The organism is Bacillus sp. ME78, assembly GCF_903970865.1.
GTDB classification, from domain to species: domain Bacteria; phylum Bacillota; class Bacilli; order Bacillales; family Bacillaceae_G; genus Bacillus_A; species Bacillus_A cereus.
Window position 1 is genome coordinate 46,519 of the sequence record NZ_CAJCKK010000003.1, and the last position, 19,417, is coordinate 65,935.

Consider the following 19,417-nt stretch of genomic DNA (forward strand, 5'->3'; position numbering starts at 1 on the left):
CCAAATCAGTTACTTTTAGTATAGCATATCACAACTCATTTTCTTTACGCTTATGTGTTAATTTTACAATCTGTTTTTCTGTAAAATACGCGAGTAAATGCGCATGACATGTAAAGAAGATGACTTGTCTATCTTTTGCGATTTCCTTTATTAGTTCAATCGTTCGATCCGTCCTTACCGCATCAAAGTGCACGAAACTATCATCAATAATAAATGGGTAATCATGTTCAAATGTTTTCGCAAGTGCAAATCTCAGCGCTAAATATAACTGCTCCGCTGTCGCTTGGCTTAGTTCATGACTGTAAAAACGTATACCGTCGTTACGTTCAACAATGAACGGCTCCGCCTCTGACGGTGAAAAGATTTTACTATAGCGTCCGCCCGTTAAATAGACGAAATACTCTTCTGATTTTTGTAAAATACGAGGCAGATGCACTTCATGATAATATTGCTTCGTTTTCGTTAACACCGTTTTTGCGGCCGCATAAGCAGCCCATTTCTTCACTTGTTCACGCAATTGCGCTTTTTTCATTTCACATTCATGCATTAAATCGCCGTACGTACTACCTTCTTCTAAATTCACAATTTCCATACGATGTTTCGCAATGCGCTCTGTCAGTTCTTTCTCTTGCGCCAGACAGTTTTGCACGACTGTAATTTCTCTCTTTAATTTCTCTTCATAACCGTCAGCTTCGTAATGTTCAGCTAATGATAAACTCTTTAAACGCTGTTCTAACAGATCAATTTGCGGTAATAAACGCACTACTTGTTTCTCAGCATCTTCACGTTTTCCCGCTAGTTTACCTGCTTCTAAAAACATCTCTTCATCTGTAGCATCTGCAATATTCCATAATGCATCTCGTTCTACTAGCAGTTGTTTCAGTTGCTCTTGCATGAACTCATATTCTTCTTGCCATTCAGCTAGTTTCTCTTTCAACTGCTTACAAGTTTGTCTCTTCTCTTTCTCATTTTGCATACGACTTTGTGCCCCATGTAGCTTACTATACTCCGCACTACCGATAACAGCTTCTAGTTTCTGTTCAAAATGCGAAATCATTTCATATAATGAAGATTTTCGCGTACCTTGCTTATCTAATTCACGATATAATTGCTGCATTTTTTCAATACGTTCAAACGCTGGCAATATGTGTGCATACGTATAAAATTCTGGGAACATATAGCGCGTTTTATATGCATCTACTTGTTCTCCCGCCTGGAACGTTTCTCTCTCCCATTCCTCATACGATGAAACGACTTTATCATAAGCTCGCTCCATTTGCTGCAATTTATAAGACTCACGCTCAAATAGCTTCCGAATCTCTTCATCTTTTTCTAACTGATAGCGCACAGACAGCGCTTCTTCACTTTGTCTCCCGCCAGCACTTTGCTGAAGAGTAAGAAGCTCTTCTTGTAATCCACTTGACGGATCTTTATATAAAACAAGGGCAAGAACAATCCCTACAAAAACAATAACACTAATAAATAAGAGCGGGCGGTTATCAATAAATAAACTCGTGAATAAAACAAGCGTGTTAATAAGAAGTAACAGAAGACAAACTCTTTGCCACTGCTTTTTCTTTTGCATAGCTGCTCCTGCTTTTTCCTCATACTTGCGCTTCATTCTCTCTGCGCCCATACCGATAAACGCCGCATCTTGGAACGATTTCTCTTTCTCAACTAACGTATTTCGCTCTTCATCAACTAACATTTGTTTCTGAATCTGTCTTATATTTTCTTCTTGTTCTTCTAATTGCTCTTGCGCTACTTTAAAACGATCATCAAGCTGTGCTTTTTGCGTTTCTAATTCACGTGCCTTTTGCACGGTTTGCGTAATTAATTCTTTCGTTGCCAAACTCATGTCAAACGCAAGAACCGCTTCCTTTTCAAAAGTAGCACCAATTTGCTGTTCTAGTTCTGCAATTTCTTTTTTTATATTCGCAATACTTCCTGTCATATCACGCATTTCTTGGCGTGCATTTTCGTAAGACATATGTTGCATACGAAGTTCTTCTACATAACTTTCTTTTTGTAAAAACTCTTCATCTATTTGAATCGAGGCAATTTCCGATTGCACTGTCTCGATTTTCTTATGGAGCGAATCAACTTGTAACTGAAGCGGCTCCATCTTCGCCTTAATCGCTTCATAGCGCGCCATTCCGTTTACAGGAAACTGCCCGCTCTCATTTTCTAACACTTTCTCATACGCACGCTTTTCAATAACGAGGGGCTCAAGCGCTGCTAATATTTCATAATCTTGCTTTCGCTTTTCTGCACTCTCTTTCTCTCCGCGAACAGAAGCAAGTTTCTCTTCACTTTCTTTTAATTGCTCGACTTGTTTTTCATACGTGCCAATTTTCCCTTGCCACTCTTTCATCTTCTCTTCAAGTTTCTTCATCTCTTGCAGTGACACGTTAATTTCCGGTTTACGCCCACTCGGTTTAAAACGCTGATCCATTTCTTTTTCTAGCTTTTTATCTAACTGTAATAGCGCATCGCTTCCGACTGCACTTGCTGAAAATAAATAATTGCCAATATCCGCTTCGCCGAGCTGATGAATATTTTGAAGACCATGCATATCAAATGAAAAGACCGATTCAAATAAACTTTCATTCATCCCGCTTAATATATCGTTTAAAATTTCCTCGCCGCCCGTTTTCCCGTCTTCAAAATAAACGGTCACCTCGCCAGCTGCCGTCTTTGGCAATCGTTCAATTTTCAAACGGCCGTACTGCTCTGTTTGCACAGTCATCGTACCGCCATACTTCCCGCCTTCTTTCGGCTCATAACGGCGCTGTCCTCTCGTCGGAAAACCGAACAAAATACTTTTCATAAACGAGCGAATTGTCGATTTCCCCGCTTCGTTTTCACCGTATAGTACCGTCAGCAAGGAAAGATCCATTTCCACATTTTCTAATTTTCCGTATCCATAAATATGGAGTTTTTCAATTCTCATTTTTTATCCCTCTCTTGCTGGAATAATTGTTCTAAAATAATATTTTCTGCTTCCTTTTGAATCTCTTTCTTCTCGTCTTCTGTAAAAGATTCAATACTATTACGCGCTACAGGAGATGTCCAAATGGTGCGCAACACGCCGTCCATATTTGTGAAAGCTTCTAGCTCCTTTAGCACACTACCGACGAAATGATTTTCCGCTTTCAAACGTTCGATTTCCGCAAAAGAAACCGTCTCATTTTTCCACTTCATTGCATATACGAAATCTTTTCGCTCTTCGCCAGATGCTAAAATGTGAAAAATCTCTTCCACACGCTTTTCGTCACGCAAATAAGGAGAAAGTGGGCCCTGCCCTGTGAATACGACAGTTAAAAGCGTCCCTTCCTCTTCTCTTCGGCACTCATTCAGCGCAGTTGACATGCTCGTCATAAGTTCATCAACAGTTTCAAGTCCATCAATACAAACTTCAATCTCATCCCATACAACATCTGCCGTATGGAAAAATGAGCAATGCGTTCCTTGTTTCGTAAGTTCAATAAGGTACGCACCCTTCTCACCTGTTTCCTTACGATGACGACCTTGTATGTTCCCTGGATAAATAATGTATGGCTCTTCTGATAAAATTTCACGTTTATGTATATGGCCAAGAGCCCAATAATCAAACTGTTTTTCTTTCAACTCACGAATTTGAAACGGTGCATAGCGATTATGCTCTGCATCTCCTTCCACACTTCCGTGAAGCATGCCAATATGAAAAGGCGCATCACTCATTTTCGTATACTGCGCTGTCATATTATCCGTTACCGCTTGCTGCAAATAACTAAACCCATAAATAGAAGCTAATAGCTCACCATTTTTATAAAATGATTTCTCTTCTACATAAGGCTCAGTAAATACATGAACATTTTCCGGAAACTCAATTGCTGCCCAGCTTCCCCCTAAATGATCATGGTTACCGTGAATAATAAAAACAGGGATATCGTACTGCGAAAGTCTCTTCATTTGCTCACGCACAAACACTTGCGCCCTCAAACTTCTCGTCTCCGCATCATACAAATCCCCAGCTAGTAATACGAAATCAACGCGCTCTTGAATCGCTTTATCAACAATACGCTCAAATGATTCAAACGTACTTTGCTTCATTCTCTCCCAAACAGACTGCGCAACATTCATCTCCATTCCTTTAAACGGACTATCCAAATGCAAATCAGCCGCATGTATAAACTTTACTTGTTTCACAAATAACGATCCTTTCTATCTTTCAAAAGTTTCATTTTATTAAAATTAACATCGCTGAAAACTAATAATCATCGAGAATGAAAATATTCTCGATGATTAAAGTTTCATTCTATTTTACCACGCAATGTCATATATTTCTTTGCATATTGTAGCGTTTTATGTCAAAATAATTATAAGATTCTGATTTTAATTATTGGAGGGAATTTTCATGGGAGTATACGTTCTAACAGTCTTTGAAAAAGATGGTTCAAAAGCATTAGACGAATCATTCGAGGCGGCAACTGAAAAAGAAGCGAAAGCAAAAGGTGAATCTATTTTACAAGAAAAAGGATTGTATGAAAAAACACATCGCTGTACATCTACTGCAGGTAAGCTCGTTTTATTCCAGCGCTAAAAAAAAGAAGCGTCATCCGCTTCTTTTTCACTCTACTATATCTTCGTCACACCACGTAAACACCACATCTAGAATGCGATTACCAATACGTACGCGTTTATTCCATTTACCTGTTTGGATCTGATGTTGCAATTCAGCTTTCATCTTTTCCGTCCAGTCGTGAATCGTTTCACTACCGTCGTACGGATATACGCCTGGAAACTCTTCCTGCAGTAGATGCAAGCTCTCTGCATCAAAATGAAAATGGAAGAAGTAGTTTGCTGTAAGTGATGGTTCTTGCAATCGTAAAAAATGATCATCAATTTGCTTTCTATTTCTATAGAAAGTAAAGATATTCACTTTACCGCTAGTAATTTGGTCAATTTGAATTTCGTGCTTCTCTATAATCACGTCTTGTCCACCTCGTTGTATACTATCTTTAGTATATATGTCTTTTGCAACAAAGTTAACCATTTTCGCGCGAAATTCATTTCCTTCATTATATTACCTGTACCTCCATATGCAATCAGAACAAATAAAAACAAAGTTGAAGGGGAGCGATCACATGTATTTCGGAAGCAAAGGTTGGTATGTAAAAGAACTTAAAAAATTAGGTATCCGTACTTATGAAGGTAAAAAACTAGAATCGTATCGTACGCATGTGTTATCTAGTTTACTTGAGAGAATGAAGAAAGCTTCGGCTTAATAGAAAAACACCTCCCGAATTCGCATACTAAGTATGCAAATTCAATGGAGGTGTTTTTATCAGTTTTCATAAAAGATTTTTTGCTTCCGCTGGAACGGATACGTTTTAATCTCAGCTGTATCTAAATCTTCATTGAATAAATGAATGGCTATAATTTGTCTACAATCGTAAGTATGGTAATAATATGTTCCAGACTCCATACACATTGCACTTGTATAGATCGTATTATCTAATATACCGTCTTCTGTTATTACTGCCCCCTTAGGAACCTCACAATTTGATAAGATATGAAAAATAGCCGATATCCCCTCTTCTTCGTTCTCTATACTTTGAATGTTTTGTTTGCCATATGCTGCCCGTACAAATCTTGATGGCGGGGTGAAATCTCCAGGAAGTCCCATCGTTCCTGAACCTTGGCCAAAAGCACTTAATGGTACATCTCCCCACTCAGTTGGCGCAAATGGCTGCGATTTAAGACCAATATATTGTCTTAAATTTTGTAAATGCCAACTAAACTCCGGACTATTAGTCATCACTCCTATTGGATTGTCATACACTTTTATTCCATCAGCTGTCGGCTCAAGTACAATACATTCTCCCGATTTATCTGCTAAAATCCAATGTAGCGGTGGAGTAACCCCTAAAATTGGTAATGGCACATCTATAAAGGCAATGCTATCAATAGATTTTCTTAATTCTTCAACAGAATTGAACTGCGTGAGGCTCCAAGTCACAAAATCAAATGGTGCTACATTCGTTTTATTGCTATCTACATGACTACTATAAGTAGCGAATCCTGGGAAATAGAGAGTTGCACATGTCATACCAGCTTCATTTACTCCGTCTGCCATCATGACCCTTCCTCCAAAATTAATTCCCATTCCGACAACAGCCTTTTTCGTTCGGATTGTTTCACCAGTTATATTGTTCCACTGATAACGCCGAGGAATGATTATTACTTCCTGATTCATATCTAATGTGAAATCCATTGTTCTCGCAAAAAGATGTTGGAAATTTTTAGTTTGTAACGTCAAACTAGTACACATGAAGAAATCCCCCCCATTTCATAGTTATATACACATTTTATAAAATTCTGATAAATACGTAAATTAAAATCTATTTTACTTACCATTGTACAAACCCTATTTATCATTAACAAAATAACCAACCAAACCAAAAATGCTATAATAAACTCAATCAAACTAAGGGGGAACATCTATCTTGCGTGGAAAACACATTCAATTTCATAAGTTTGGCAATCCAAAAGACGTATTACAAGTTGAATATAAAAATATAGAACCACTGAAAGATAATGAAGTTTTCGTCCGTATGCTAGTTAGACCGATTAATCCATCTGACTTAATTCCAATAACCGGAGCGTACGCTCATAGAATTCCGTTACCTAACATACCTGGTTATGAAGGTGTTGGTATTGTAGAAGATGTAGGAGCTTTTGTTTCTAGAGAGCTTATCGGTAAACGTGTGTTACCGTTACGCGGGGAAGGTACTTGGCAAGAATATGTGAAGACGTCAGCTGACTTTGTAGTTCCTATTCCTGATTCCATCGATGATTTCACAGCGGCACAAATGTATATTAATCCTCTTACGGCGTGGGTTACATGTACAGAAACGCTAAACTTACAACGTAATGATGTTTTATTAGTGAATGCTTGTGGATCCGCAATTGGTCATCTTTTTGCGCAGTTATCACAAATTTTAAACTTCCGACTCATTGCCGTGACAAGAAATAATAAGCATACAGAGGAGTTACTGCGCCTAGGTGCTGCATATGTAATCGATACTTCCACTACCCCGCTTTATGAAACCGTTATGGAATTAACGAACGGGCTCGGCGCGGATGCTGCAATTGATTCTATCGGGGGACCGGATGGAAATGAATTAGCTTTCTCAGTACATCCAAACGGGCACTTTTTAACGATCGGGCTTCTATCAGGTGTACAAGTTAACTGGGCAGAGATTGTCACGAAAGCAAAAGTGCACGCGAACATATTTCATTTACGACATTGGAATAAAGAAGTGTCACCATATAAATGGCAAGAGACGTTTCGTCATTTAATTCGCTTAGTAGAAAATAAGCAATTACGTTTTATGAAAGTACATTCTACATATGACTTAGCGGATGTGAAAACGGCGGTTGATGTTGTGCAATCTGCGGAGAAAACGAAAGGGAAAGTTTTTTTGACGGGTTATTGACTACAATTGAAGGAGTCTTTTTGATTGGCCATTTAAATAGACTAGATAGTACGTTTAGGAACACCTAATTGTAAGTATCTGGTATAATCCTATTAAAAGGTGAAAGGAGATTTTCACATGTGGCTAATCACGGCAATCGCGCCTGTTGTAATAGTTGGTGGAATTGTAGTATTTGTAATAAAAAGATTGGAACATAAATATAAACATGGCAAATTGGGTAAGAAAAAATCAAAAGAGGCTCAACTGTTATTAGACAGTTTAATACCTATAGGAATGCTTGTTGGCTGTATGATCGGTTTGATTTTCGGTATATTTTTCCCGAACTTCGCCCTGCTTTCAGTTAGTTTAGGAGCTGGAATAGGCTATTTATTTGGATATTTCGCCTATGAATTTTACAGCAAGACAGGAAACAATTTTTCCTAATCCAAAAGGAATAAGCGGGACAGTACATAGTAATCATATGAAATATGTAACTGTCCTTTATTTTTGCATCAATGTTATCACCTTACCTTTCGCCTACTATACACCTCTTTTATTGATTTTTCTCTCCTCCCCTTTTTGCATATCCGCTTTTTTATTTTCATTGGATCTATATCCAAAGTAAAGTAGCGCACATGTAATAATAGAACCTACAATGTATCCTAAAAAACATCCTAACCAAAACATAAAAATTGCCCCCAATCCATTATAAATTTTATGTAGTAGACATCTGTAAAACGTTCTCAGTACCTCCGTTTTTTATTACAGATTGGAAAATTCCCTTAACCATTCCATCCATGAACATTCTGTCTTCTCTATTTTGATTATTATCTATAAAGTTATTTATACCACTAATTCTTCCATCATCTCAAATAACAACTTTATTATTTATTATAAAGTTTGCACTCACACTACATATATGTAGCATCACTATCTCTTTTTCATTTTACCCTTGCAACTGGAGTTTACTTCTACAACTTAAAAACAAAAAACCCCCTCAAAGCATAAACTTCAAGGGGTGAGCCTGTTTTTTATTTACTTATATACGTACAGCTGTACCACTTACAGCAACCATTAACATTCCATCACGAACAACTTCGTAGTCTACGTCAATACCTACGATAGCGTTCGCACCTTTTTGTTTTGCGAGTTCTTTCATTTCATCCATTGCGATATCACGAGCTTCTTTTAGCTTGCTTTCATAAGAACCAGCACGACCACCGACAACATCACGAACTGAAGCGAATAAATCGCGGACAATATTTGCACCCATAATAGCTTCACCATTTACAATATCGATATACTCAATAATTTCTTTACCTTGAATTCCAGACGTTGTTGTTACAATCATGACTGACACTCTCCTAATAAGTTGTAGTTTTGATAAGCTTTCTTATGTCTTTATTATGACATGGAAAAAGTATCTAATCCATTGAATTACCTTACAGGAATGTGACAGTTTTGTAATAATAAAGCGCGCATTATGTTTAATTTTAATAAAGTGCTTTAATATTGGGATACATAAACGATTCTCTATTTTCTTTCCAATCCTTTTCTACTTCTTTAAAAGTTGGTCGCCCTAATTCTTTGTTATTTTCATGTTTACTAAACCATTTTTTCACATACTGGTCTCCATTTTTGTTTTGAACTGTACAAAGGAAACTATTACTGCTATCCTTTAATATTTTTACAATCACGAAAAGGCACCTCTTCCCTTTTAAATAACATGATAGAACTTGATCTTTTACTATAAGCCCTTCCTCTCTTATAGTCATACGACTCCTCGGCCGCGCCAAAGTTGTAAGATCAAAAAACGATATTCACTTTGTTTATATTTTATTTAAAGAAATCAGAGTTATAGGCATTATGCTTATCAAATATTTTATAGATTTCTAACTTATCATCTAATTTTGCATCTACTAAAATTAATATATTTCCATCGTAAATATACTCTTCATATTTCTTAGCATGGTCTTCAGGGATTCCTAAGCCGATAAATGCCCCTATTAAACTTCCAGCTCCACCGCCAATACCGGCTCCTCCAATAGCTGCTGCGATCGGTCCTGCTGCTACGATTGGACCCATTCCAGAAACGGCAAGTACACCAAGACCTGTTAATAAACCACCAAGCCCGCCTGCTACCCCTCCAGCTACAAGCCCTGTCGCTGAAAAGATATCTGCTTTATGTGCAGTTTCGCTATTCACTTTTTCACCCGATTTTTCTTCTAGATGTTCAATTTCCTTTTGATCTTTCGCAATAGCTGAAATGTTATCTGCTGAATATCCTTTATCATTTAATTCATTAATAACGAGTGCCGCATCATCAATTGTTCTAAAAACACCTACTATTTTTCTATCTACATTCATAACTATTAACCTCCTAAAGTTTTATGTAATGTATCTTTATTTTTCTTCATTTCTGTATACACTAATCTTCTTATTAACATAACCATTTACGAAAAAAGCGAATAGTAAAAGCACTACAAGTGAACTACTTAACAAGTAAATTAAATCAAATGTAATATTAATCATCATTTCATTCATGTATACCAGGCTCCTTTTTATTTAAAGTAAAAGTATATTTTGATAGACTAATCTACTAAACATAGACATCTTACAATTCATCTTCAGTCAATCTCTTTGTAGTATATGTATACCCTTCCTAACCTTTTCTAAACGTAAAAAACTATAATTATATTTTTTCTTATTTATATGTTTAACATTTTTTAAAACGGGTATGTTTATATTGTTATGCTTACTATATGGAAAGGAATATTACGATGAACGCCATTCACTCTACTACTATTTCTTATAATGAAACACCTACAATAACGCAGATTCATCATTTTTATGCTTTAATGACAACATTTCAAACGAATGTATTTATAGGTAAACACGGAGCACTTACTTCTATTAAAAACTTAAGCACTCTAGTATCCTTTTTCCTTACTGTAAAAAAGAAAGATCTTATATTATTTATTTTTGAAGGAATAGATGCAAAAAGAGCTTTAAGAACACTCTTCCCTTCTTAGAATGTTTGTTATCCTCTATTCCCTCGTTTACTACCTTTCATATATGTTTTTATATTTCAAAATGATTTCCTCTATAAAAAAAGAACCCCCTAATACAATAGGGGGATTTCTAGTTTGGCCTTATGAAAACTGATATAATATATATTACGTTTTTCATTCTTTAAAATAGAAAAGTTTTAATAACCTTGAAGGTAGGAATTTTTAATGAACTCGAAAGCAAAATTTAGTATTCGCTACAAAATTATGGCTGGTTACTTAGTTATCATTTTGTTCTTACTTGTTTCTTTCATTATGTTAAACAATGAGATTTCCAACTTACAAAAATCTCGTAATTTTATTATTGATCATGATTTTAAAGTTCTCAATTTAACGAATCAAGTGGAGAAAGAGTTACTAACAATTGAAAATAAAGCGAAAGGGTTTATCATTTCTAATAACCCTAATTACGTGCAGTCCCTTAACTCTGCGGAAAAGGATTACGAAAAACATTATCAAGATCTTTTTTCTTTATTAGAGGATAACCCCTCTCAGCAAGAAAAATTAAAACAGATTAACGAAAACATTACTAGTTGGATTAATAAAGAGATTCACCCACTCATTACAAATAATAATAGTAATAATGTACAAACAATTGACACGACTCAAATTCAGTCATTACAGTCGCAGCTAACTAACTTCCGGAGCACTGAGGAGCAACTAACGAAAAAAAGAGCTGCACAATTAGATATTGAAAATAATAAATTAGAGATTTGGTTATACAGTTTATTGTTCTTACTTTCTTTTATTTCCATTATCGTTTCACTCTATATTTCGAATTCCATTACAAAAACGATTAAAAATGTAATTCAAGCTATTAAATCAATTTCTTCTAAAGAAAAAATTACGGAAAGAATTCATGTAAATACACATGATGAAATAAAAGATCTTGCTCATACAACGAACCACTTACTAGACGAAATATCGAAAAGAGAGTGGTTACAAACTGAGCTTGCAGAATTAATTTTAATGTATCAAGGTGTATCTTCTATTGAGATGTTAGGTAAAAAAATTCTTAGTGGAATTATACAAAAAACGCAAACTTCTTGCGGTGCATTTTATGTACGTGAAGAATATGAAGAAACTGTCTACTATGTGAAAAAAGCTTCTTTCGCCGATCAAGGTGCTGATATTGGAAAACAATCCATTAAAATGGGTGAAGGTTTCATTGGACAGTCTGCCTTAGAAAAGAAAAGTTTTATTCTCAGGGATATACCCGAAGAGTTTCGTTATGTCACTAGCGGAGTATTAGAAATACGTCCTAAAAATCTACTAGTCATCCCTATCTTATTTGAGGATGAGGTGATTGCAGTAATGGAGTTAGTAAGTGTAACTGAGATTTCAGACTTACATCAAGATTTAATTCAACAAACTATTGATAATCTAGGTTTAACAATCCATAGCATTATAGGACGTATGCGAATTCAAACTCTTTTACATGAATCACAAGCAATGACAGAAGAGTTACAAGTTCAATCAGAAGAATTACAAACGCAAGCGGAAGAACTACAAATGCAAGCGGAAGAATTACGAACAACGAATGAACAATTAGAGTCTAGAACTGAAGAAGCTGAACAAAAGACAGCTGACTTACAAATTACCAAATCAGAATTAGAAGAAAAAGCAAGCGAGTTGTTACGCAGCTCAAAATACAAATCTGAGTTCCTAGCAAATATGTCACATGAATTACGCACACCGTTAAATAGTATTTTACTATTATCTGAAATGTTAAGAGAAAATCATGATAATCATTTATCGGATGATGAAATTGAACTAGCAACTGTCATTCATTCATCAGGGAAAGACTTACTTACTTTAATTAATGACATACTAGATTTATCTAAAGTAGAAGCAGGCAAACTAGACATCATTTTTGAAGCAACGAACATAAGTGACATGGCAGCCAATATGCATCAAAACTTTTTACATATAGCTGCACAAAAAAATGTCGAATTTACTATTGAAGACAGTGATACGATTCCTGATTTGTTTTATACAGATGCAAAACGGATTGAGCAAATTATTAAAAACTTATTATCCAATGCATTTAAATTTACAGCAAAAGGATCCGTTTCTTTACATTTCGATTCGATAGAAACAAGTAATTTAAGTCATGATATGCAGTCTATAAGTAAAGATTGGATTACAATTTCAGTAAAAGATACTGGTATTGGTATCGCTAAAGAACAGCATCAACTTATTTTCGAAGCCTTTCAACAGGCAGATGGAGCAACGATTCGAAAGTATGGTGGTACAGGATTAGGTTTATCTATTTGTAAAGAGTTTGCTAGATTGTTAGGTGGTTGGATTACGTTAGAGAGTAATGTAGGAGAAGGTAGTACTTTCACGGTATATATTCCTAACCTTCCAAATGGATTACATGATATACAGTTACCCAATTTAGAAGTCGCAGCAACGATAGAAGATGTTATTCCTGCTGAAGTTGTTGAAGAAACTATCGTTACTACCGAAACAAATAACGTCTTCCAAGAGAAAACCATTTTAATTGTCGATGATGATCATCGAAATATATTTGCGTTACAAAATGCATTAAAAAAACAAAACGCCAACATTATTACTGCCCAAAACGGCATAGAGTGTTTAGAAATACTAAAAAGCAATACAAATATTGACCTTATTTTAATGGATATTATGATGCCTAATATGGACGGTTATGAAACGATGGAAAATATCCGAATGAACTTAGGGTTACATGAAATACCTATTATCGCATTAACTGCTAAAGCAATGCCAAATGATAAGGAAAAATGTTTATCTGCTGGCGCTTCAGATTATATAAGTAAACCATTAAACCTACATCAACTCTATTCGGTAATGAGTGTATGGTTAATAAAATAAGTGAGGTTTAGTTGGAGTGGAAAATAAGTATTATAATTTTGATCCATCAGTAGATACGGATGAGCGCACAAACTTAGAAATTGAATTACTATTGGAAGCGGTATTTAAACTATCAGGATTTGATTTTCGCCAATATGCTCGCACATCTATTTATAGAAGGATTTGTAATCGAATGCAGCTCTCTAATATCCCAACCATTTCAAAATTAATTGAAAAAGTAATTCACGAGGAAGGGGTTTTAGAACAGTTATTAAATGATTTCTCGATTAATGTAACTGAGATGTTCCGTAACCCTGCCTTTTTTAAAGCGCTAAGAGAGCATGTTATTCCTGAATTGAAAAAGCAACCTGAAATTAGAATTTGGCATGCTGGATGCGCAACTGGTGAAGAAGTATTATCGATGTCCATCTTACTTCACGAAGAAGGATTAAGTGAAAAGTCGGTTATTTACGCAACAGATATGAATACAAATGTGTTAGAAAAAGCAAAACAAGCTATCCTCCCGTTAAATAAAATGCAAACTTATACGAAAAACTATTTACAAGCTGGCGGTACACAAGCATTTTCTAACTATTATTCAACAGATAATCGTTTTGCTTATTTTAATCCTTCACTGTTACAAAACATTATTTTTGCACAGCATAATTTAGTAACCGATCAATCTTTTAACGAGTTTCATATTATACTTTGTCGTAACGTTTTAATTTACTTTACAAGTAAACTTCAAAATCAAGTGCAGCAACTATTTTATGAAAGCTTAAGTCACAATGGATTTCTATGTTTAGGAAATAAAGAAACTCTTCGTTTTTCAAATATAATGCCGCATTATACCCAATTTAATCCTAGTGAACAAATTTATCAAAAAATACAATAAAGTGAAACTTTAATCAGTGGGGGTATCCCCCACTGATTATTAGTTGAACCAATCGGGCATTTACGGGCAGTTGATCTCCCACCTACCTTCTTTGCTTCAGACTAATTTTTTTGGTAGGAGTCTTACTGCCCGTTAATGCGGGATAAAAAGCGTATGAAATCCTCTGTTTGGATTTCATACGCTTTTTATTTCGCATTCGTTTGTATCATAATTAGACACATATCATCTGATTGCACTTTCTTTTGTTCTTCCTTGTAAAACCCTTCTATCTCGCCTTCTAAATCTCCCCATTTTCTTTCTGTAAAAGTACGTAATTTCTCTTCAGACTCAAATTCATCATTTGCAATTGCTTCAAGAACACCATCTGTAAACAATAATATTTGAGCGTTCTTCTCAAAAGGTATAACTGTCTTTTTAACTTTTATTTCATCAAAAAATCCTACGGCACAACTCCCGCGATTTAGTTCAACCATATTTGTTTCATCAACTAAAACGTATCCAGAAGGATGCCCTGCGTTTACATATTCAATCGTTCTCTTTTCTGTATCTACTACTAAATATATCGCTGTAAAATAATATGGAATATCGTCATTCTCATTATGTAAAAGAGTCATATATTTATTTAAGTCTTTAATGACAAGTTCTGGATCGATTAAAGATTTAATCGTTTCACGTAATACAGACGAAATAAACATACAAACTAATGAAGCAGATATACCATGTCCCATCACGTCTAATAATATAATACCGTAGCGGTTTTCATCGATTTTATACCAATAATACATATCTCCAGCTAATTTAAATGAAGGTAAGTAACTTGCTTCAATTTTTATATAATCTTCTCTTAATGGGCTACTTAATAAGTTTCTTTGTACTTGCGTAGCTAAATCTAGTTCATTCCGAAGATTTTCTTCTTGTTCTTTATGCCAATTTAATTCTGATTTCAAGCGTAACGCTACACGCATACGTGCTAATAGTTCAACTTTATTTATAGGTTTCGTAATATAATCCATTGCCCCCATATCAAGAGCTTCGGCCAATTTATTTGCATCCTCTAAAGCTGTAACAAAAATAATAGGAATATCTTTAAACTTCTCCTCTTTTTGTAATCGCCTACAAACTTCAAGTCCATCAATTTCAGGCATCATAATATCTAATAGTATTAAATCAATTTCATTATGCCTGGAAGAATCTTTTCCAAACTGTATGTATTCGAAGAGCTCTTGTGCAGAATTGAGCGATACAAGATCATGATATCCGGCTTGTTTTAAAATCTTCTCAATTACAAAGATGTTAACCGGATTATCATCGACAATTAAAATGGACACAAGTTATTTCCCCTTTTCTTATTTAAAATGTAAATCTATTATCATTTTCTATTTTTCTAGTATTACATACTCAGTTACAAAATGAAAATTTCTTACTCAAACATATTTATACAACAAAAGAACAAACCCCTAGAAATAGGAATTTGTTCTTTCACTCTATAAATTTCTACTTTTAATTTAAAACCATTGCTTTATCATTTAAAAGACGATCTAATTCTTCCATATGATTAGTTTCATCTGCAATCATATCTTCTAGTTTTACAACTAACTCTGTCATATTTAATTTCGCTGCCTGTTCTTTTCTCGTTTCATAACGCTTAATTGTTTCATATTCTGATTGTCTAGCGGATTCTAACATTTCTCTAACATCTTCTACTTGTTTCACTGGTAAAGGGATCGTAGTAGGTGTACCACCTAGCGTCTTAATTTTCTCCGCTAAATATAGGGCATGTCCTTGTTCATCACTAATTTCAGATTCAAAGAAAGGTTTTAACACTTGTCTATATATACCAGAAACTGTAGCTGCATTATGGTTATACATAATAATTGCTGAGTATTCTCCTGCTAAATCTTCATTCAATCCTTCGATTAGTTTTTTCACATCGTGTGACATTTTCATATCTCCTCCTATACTTAATAAGTACCCCTTTTCTCATGTTTTAAACATAATTATTTTAAATTTTTATGTATCTAAAAACGCGGCTTGCTTCAATTTACTTATCGCTTGTCTTTTAATACGAGAAACGTGCATTTGTGAAATACCTAACCGTTCCCCTGTATCTTTTTGATTTAAATTTTCTCCAAATATATAATGAATAACACTCTTTTCCGTATCATTTAATACGTTAAAAATATCCTTTAAAACGAGACGCCTTTCTGTCTCTTCATATCCTTGCTCTACTTCACCTACAGATTCAATTCTCGCTACCGAACTTCCATCAGATGAATTTTCAACTACATCATCTAAGGAAGATACTCGATAATTATTTTTCGCATCCATAATCTCTAGAACTTCCTCTTCCGATAGTCCTAAATGATTTGCAATTTCTATTATCTTCGGTGAACGTTGCAGGTGATCTGTTAACTCCTCTATCGCAAGTTTAATTTTCCCGCCCAAATCTTTAATTCGTCTTGGAACGTGAATGCCCCAAGTTTTATCACGTAAATACTTCTTTATTTCCCCTACTATCGTAGGTATTGCAAAAGGCTCAAAAGCATTCCCTATCGAATAATCATACCTTCTTATTGCACCTAAGAGCCCTAACATCCCTACTTGTATAATATCCTCATGCATCGGCCCGCCTTTTGAATAGCGATATGCAATGGAATATACGAGATTTTTATAATGATCAACTAACCTTTCCTGCGCTTCATTACATTGGTTTTGTTGGAATTCTGCAATTAGCTTAATAACGTCTTCTTTAGTAAGAGTTGTAGGTTGAGATTGGATTTCCATCATTCTCCACCTGCTCTCTTTGTATATATTTTGTCATTAAAACTGTCATGCCCTCATCATGCATAATTTGTATATCATCCATTAATGTATTGATTAAATATAAACCTAAACCATTTTCCGGCAAATGTTCTACTGGTTTACTAATATCATACGGACCAACTTTTCTTTTTAAGTTATTAAAATCAAAGCTAACCCCATTATCCGCAACCATAATTTCTAATCGATCTTCATATAGCCCAAAGACAATTGTAATTTCTCCAACGTCTTCTTTGTATGCATGTTGTACAATGTTTGTACAGGCCTCACTAATAGCAATTTTCATATCTTCTATATCGTCATAAGCAAAGCCCATTCGATTCGCAACACCAGCCATTGTTAAACGAATAATAGCCACATATTCTGCCTTTGCAGGAATTTTCATTTCTATCTTTTCAAATCTCTCCATCATCCCTAGTCACCTTCTTTCTACTTTTTCAAAATCGGAATTCAAATTTAATATTTCTGTTAACCCTGTAATATCGAATAATCTTTTTAATCTTTTAGATACACCGATAAACTCTAGTTTTCCATCATTTTTCTTAACTGCTTTTAATAGCGCTATAAAAACACCTAAACCAGTACTATCCATATAATCTACGTTATGAAAATCTACTACGATATGAACCTCTTTTTCGCTTGTAATAGGTATTACCTTATTTTTTAAATCTGATGCCGTATACGCATCAATCTCACCATTAAGTTGTACCGTATAACCTACATCATTTTGCAAAATATTTATTTCCAAATTCATCATTTCCGCCCCCTTATCTCAAACTTTTACTATTTAATTACCCATAAAAATTAGGTTTAAACATATTTTTTTATTTTCATTATAAATAAATTTTCTACACCTTTCTCGGCTTAACACTTAAAAAATACTATCAAATGTTTAAAACTTATAAATTTGTGTATGTATAATGTATAAACATTATTTTTAGGGGGATCTATCTATGGAAGAGCACAGCTTTAAAAAGGGAGATTTCGTTCAATTTTCTTATCGACACGATCATGCTACAAAATTAGTTGGTTCCATTATTAACATACTAACGAATACAATTGTAGTTGATATAGGTAATAACGAGAACTTATCTCATATAGAGCCAAGGCAAGTCGTAAAAATAAATAATTGTGAAAAAATAACGATGGTTTAATACATAATAAAAAGTGTAATTTCAATGAACGGGGGCCTTCATCCCCCGCTCATTCCTATGTAGATTACATTAAAAAAGCATCCAAATTAGTTTAATTGGATGCTTTTTTATGTATATTTATCAGTTCATTCACTTTATAGTTATATATAATAAACTTAAGATTACCATTCATTATCATACTTACGCTTTCCGCAGCATTCTAGAGAAGAATGTAACGATTAAAATAAAGACGATTGCACCTAATAACGCTGGAAGAACAAAAATGCCTCCCCATTCAGGACCCCAATGACCAAATAATGCACTACCTACCCAAGATCCAATTAAACCAGCAATCACATTACCAACTATACCTAAAGGAAAGTCTTTTCCCGTAATCATTCCGGCTAACGCACCAATAAGTCCACCTACAATACACGTAATAATAAGTCCCACAATTAAACCTCCTATATTGTTTTTATATTTGATTTATCAAGCTTTGGTATGTAACCAAAGCTTGATAAACATGTATTATTCTTTATTATCCAACCCATCACTTATCTTTTGTTTCACTTTTCCGACTTTTTCTTTTATAGTTCCCTTCGTCTTCTCCCACTTTCCTTCATTTTTCAACTCTCTATCTTCAGTAATTTCACCAATCCCTTCTTTTACTTGTCCTTTTTTCTTTTCAACTTTACCTGTAATTTGTTCTTTTAGCCCGCTCTCACTCATATTTCCCATCTCCTTTTCATAATAGATTTATAGATGTAAAGGATACAAATTAAATAGAATACGTGCATCTTCTTTCTTGTAACCATTCACCGACTCTTTCTAAATCCTTAACGAATAACAAGATTTTTCCTTCATCCAGCTTTTCTTCATAAAAGTTCGCTTCTTCCTCATTAAGCCCTAACTCTTGCATTTTATTTCTTAACTGATCTCCTGTTTTTTGAAAGACGTTAATAATGCTTGTCCCAAGTCCTTCCTCTTTTATCCCAATTGTATTCACGTCTGCATTATCTGCAATTCTATCTGTCCTCTCTTTCTCATGTGTTAACACATAAATATCTTTTTGTTCTATTCCTTTCTTCACTAGATCATTTGCCGCATTCATGACCTCTTTCTCCGTAATAAATTCATATACAAAAGGTTTACTATACTTCGTTTCCATCTTTAACTTCCTCCTTTAAAATGAATTATTTG

The 19,417-nt window shown here is 34.7% G+C and carries 25 protein-coding genes; 8 read left to right on the plus strand and 17 right to left on the minus strand.

Going from position 1 to position 19,417, the window contains the following annotated elements; genetic code table 11:
• Window positions 1-28: 28 nt before the first annotated feature.
• Window positions 29-2,953: an AAA family ATPase gene (locus H6481_RS05735; protein ID WP_182811154.1), complete on the minus strand. Its 2,925-nt coding sequence runs from the start codon at window positions 2,951-2,953 to the stop codon at window positions 29-31.
• On the minus strand, window positions 2,950-4,191 hold the full coding sequence (locus H6481_RS05740) for a DNA repair exonuclease (RefSeq protein WP_182811156.1): 1,242 nt from the start codon (window positions 4,189-4,191) through the stop codon (window positions 2,950-2,952). Before H6481_RS05740 ends, H6481_RS05735 begins: the two co-directional genes overlap by 4 nt.
• A gap of 208 nt (window positions 4,192-4,399) precedes the next feature.
• On the opposite strand from H6481_RS05740, the gene H6481_RS05745 reads away from it, so the two are divergent.
• Window positions 4,400-4,585 (plus strand): YhzD family protein, encoded by a 186-nt coding sequence (locus H6481_RS05745; protein ID WP_000539552.1) that lies wholly within the window; start codon window positions 4,400-4,402, stop codon window positions 4,583-4,585.
• 27 nt (window positions 4,586-4,612) lie between these two features.
• Here H6481_RS05745 and H6481_RS05750 read toward each other — a convergent pair whose 3' ends face one another.
• The gene (locus tag H6481_RS05750) at window positions 4,613-4,975 is read right to left on the minus strand and encodes a hypothetical protein (RefSeq protein WP_000582776.1); all 363 of its coding nucleotides are present in this window, start codon (window positions 4,973-4,975) and stop codon (window positions 4,613-4,615) included.
• A gap of 154 nt (window positions 4,976-5,129) precedes the next feature.
• Between H6481_RS05750 and H6481_RS05755 the strand changes: the two genes are divergently transcribed.
• Window positions 5,130-5,270, plus strand: a complete 141-nt coding sequence (locus H6481_RS05755; protein WP_000273536.1) for a YflJ family protein — start codon at window positions 5,130-5,132, stop codon at window positions 5,268-5,270.
• 59 nt (window positions 5,271-5,329) lie between these two features.
• Here the strand turns inward: H6481_RS05755 and bsh are convergent, their stop codons facing one another.
• On the minus strand, window positions 5,330-6,316 hold the full coding sequence (bsh, locus tag H6481_RS05760) for a choloylglycine hydrolase (protein WP_182811158.1): 987 nt from the start codon (window positions 6,314-6,316) through the stop codon (window positions 5,330-5,332).
• 175 nt (window positions 6,317-6,491) lie between these two features.
• Between bsh and H6481_RS05765 the strand changes: the two genes are divergently transcribed.
• Both H6481_RS05765 and H6481_RS05770 read left to right on the plus strand, forming a co-directional pair.
• Complete coding sequence (locus H6481_RS05765) at window positions 6,492-7,484, plus strand: zinc-dependent alcohol dehydrogenase family protein (protein ID WP_142245151.1); 993 nt, start codon at window positions 6,492-6,494, stop codon at window positions 7,482-7,484.
• A gap of 117 nt (window positions 7,485-7,601) precedes the next feature.
• Window positions 7,602-7,907 (plus strand): hypothetical protein, encoded by a 306-nt coding sequence (locus H6481_RS05770; protein WP_182811160.1) that lies wholly within the window; start codon window positions 7,602-7,604, stop codon window positions 7,905-7,907.
• Window positions 7,908-8,003: 96 nt separating this feature from the next.
• Here H6481_RS05770 and H6481_RS05775 read toward each other — a convergent pair whose 3' ends face one another.
• The 5 genes from H6481_RS05775 to H6481_RS05795 form a co-directional block, all read right to left on the minus strand.
• Window positions 8,004-8,150, minus strand: coding sequence for a hypothetical protein (locus H6481_RS05775; RefSeq protein WP_000498628.1), 147 nt, complete (start codon window positions 8,148-8,150; stop codon window positions 8,004-8,006).
• Window positions 8,151-8,502: 352 nt separating this feature from the next.
• Entirely contained in the window at window positions 8,503-8,814 is a 312-nt protein-coding gene (locus H6481_RS05780; protein ID WP_000637510.1) for a heavy metal-binding domain-containing protein, read from the minus strand.
• 142 nt (window positions 8,815-8,956) lie between these two features.
• Window positions 8,957-9,160 (minus strand): DUF4028 family protein, encoded by a 204-nt coding sequence (locus H6481_RS05785; RefSeq protein ID WP_000635853.1) that lies wholly within the window; start codon window positions 9,158-9,160, stop codon window positions 8,957-8,959.
• A 139-nt stretch (window positions 9,161-9,299) separates the two neighbouring features.
• On the minus strand, window positions 9,300-9,830 hold the full coding sequence (locus H6481_RS05790; protein WP_065228404.1) for a general stress protein: 531 nt from the start codon (window positions 9,828-9,830) through the stop codon (window positions 9,300-9,302).
• A 36-nt stretch (window positions 9,831-9,866) separates the two neighbouring features.
• The gene (locus tag H6481_RS05795; protein ID WP_001004571.1) at window positions 9,867-10,007 is read right to left on the minus strand and encodes a hypothetical protein; all 141 of its coding nucleotides are present in this window, start codon (window positions 10,005-10,007) and stop codon (window positions 9,867-9,869) included.
• Between the two features lie 236 nt (window positions 10,008-10,243).
• On the opposite strand from H6481_RS05795, the gene H6481_RS05800 reads away from it, so the two are divergent.
• From H6481_RS05800 to H6481_RS05810, 3 genes are all read left to right on the plus strand, one after another.
• Window positions 10,244-10,495 (plus strand): hypothetical protein, encoded by a 252-nt coding sequence (locus H6481_RS05800; RefSeq protein WP_053565099.1) that lies wholly within the window; start codon window positions 10,244-10,246, stop codon window positions 10,493-10,495.
• 204 nt (window positions 10,496-10,699) lie between these two features.
• A complete protein-coding gene (locus H6481_RS05805) occupies window positions 10,700-13,390 on the plus strand; it encodes an ATP-binding protein (RefSeq protein ID WP_071731867.1) in 2,691 nt (896 codons plus the stop codon).
• 16 nt (window positions 13,391-13,406) lie between these two features.
• The gene (locus H6481_RS05810) at window positions 13,407-14,264 is read left to right on the plus strand and encodes a protein-glutamate O-methyltransferase CheR (RefSeq protein WP_000429043.1); all 858 of its coding nucleotides are present in this window, start codon (window positions 13,407-13,409) and stop codon (window positions 14,262-14,264) included.
• Window positions 14,265-14,449: 185 nt separating this feature from the next.
• Here H6481_RS05810 and H6481_RS05815 read toward each other — a convergent pair whose 3' ends face one another.
• The 5 genes from H6481_RS05815 to H6481_RS05835 form a co-directional block, all read right to left on the minus strand.
• Window positions 14,450-15,592 carry a fused response regulator/phosphatase gene (locus H6481_RS05815; RefSeq protein ID WP_071731866.1) on the minus strand — a complete coding sequence of 381 codons (1,143 nt, stop codon included), beginning with the start codon at window positions 15,590-15,592 and terminating at the stop codon, window positions 14,450-14,452.
• 172 nt (window positions 15,593-15,764) lie between these two features.
• The gene (locus H6481_RS05820) at window positions 15,765-16,205 is read right to left on the minus strand and encodes a ferritin-like domain-containing protein (protein ID WP_182811284.1); all 441 of its coding nucleotides are present in this window, start codon (window positions 16,203-16,205) and stop codon (window positions 15,765-15,767) included.
• A 69-nt stretch (window positions 16,206-16,274) separates the two neighbouring features.
• A complete protein-coding gene (gene sigB / locus H6481_RS05825; protein ID WP_015055091.1) occupies window positions 16,275-17,051 on the minus strand; it encodes an RNA polymerase sigma factor SigB in 777 nt (258 codons plus the stop codon).
• Complete coding sequence (gene rsbW / locus H6481_RS05830) at window positions 17,014-17,496, minus strand: anti-sigma B factor RsbW (RefSeq protein WP_003269702.1); 483 nt, start codon at window positions 17,494-17,496, stop codon at window positions 17,014-17,016. Before rsbW ends, sigB begins: the two co-directional genes overlap by 38 nt.
• A gap of 6 nt (window positions 17,497-17,502) precedes the next feature.
• Window positions 17,503-17,841 (minus strand): STAS domain-containing protein, encoded by a 339-nt coding sequence (locus H6481_RS05835; RefSeq protein WP_071731864.1) that lies wholly within the window; start codon window positions 17,839-17,841, stop codon window positions 17,503-17,505.
• A gap of 196 nt (window positions 17,842-18,037) precedes the next feature.
• On the opposite strand from H6481_RS05835, the gene H6481_RS05840 reads away from it, so the two are divergent.
• Window positions 18,038-18,238 carry a methyltransferase gene (locus tag H6481_RS05840; protein WP_182811162.1) on the plus strand — a complete coding sequence of 67 codons (201 nt, stop codon included), beginning with the start codon at window positions 18,038-18,040 and terminating at the stop codon, window positions 18,236-18,238.
• A gap of 180 nt (window positions 18,239-18,418) precedes the next feature.
• On the opposite strand, the gene H6481_RS05845 is transcribed toward H6481_RS05840, so the two are convergent.
• From H6481_RS05845 to H6481_RS05855, 3 genes are all read right to left on the minus strand, one after another.
• Window positions 18,419-18,670: a GlsB/YeaQ/YmgE family stress response membrane protein gene (locus H6481_RS05845; protein ID WP_000522903.1), complete on the minus strand. Its 252-nt coding sequence runs from the start codon at window positions 18,668-18,670 to the stop codon at window positions 18,419-18,421.
• Window positions 18,671-18,745: 75 nt separating this feature from the next.
• Window positions 18,746-18,946 (minus strand): CsbD family protein, encoded by a 201-nt coding sequence (locus tag H6481_RS05850; RefSeq protein WP_029442042.1) that lies wholly within the window; start codon window positions 18,944-18,946, stop codon window positions 18,746-18,748.
• Window positions 18,947-18,995: 49 nt separating this feature from the next.
• On the minus strand, window positions 18,996-19,385 hold the full coding sequence (locus tag H6481_RS05855) for a general stress protein (RefSeq protein ID WP_000448819.1): 390 nt from the start codon (window positions 19,383-19,385) through the stop codon (window positions 18,996-18,998).
• Window positions 19,386-19,417: the final 32 nt, after the last annotated feature.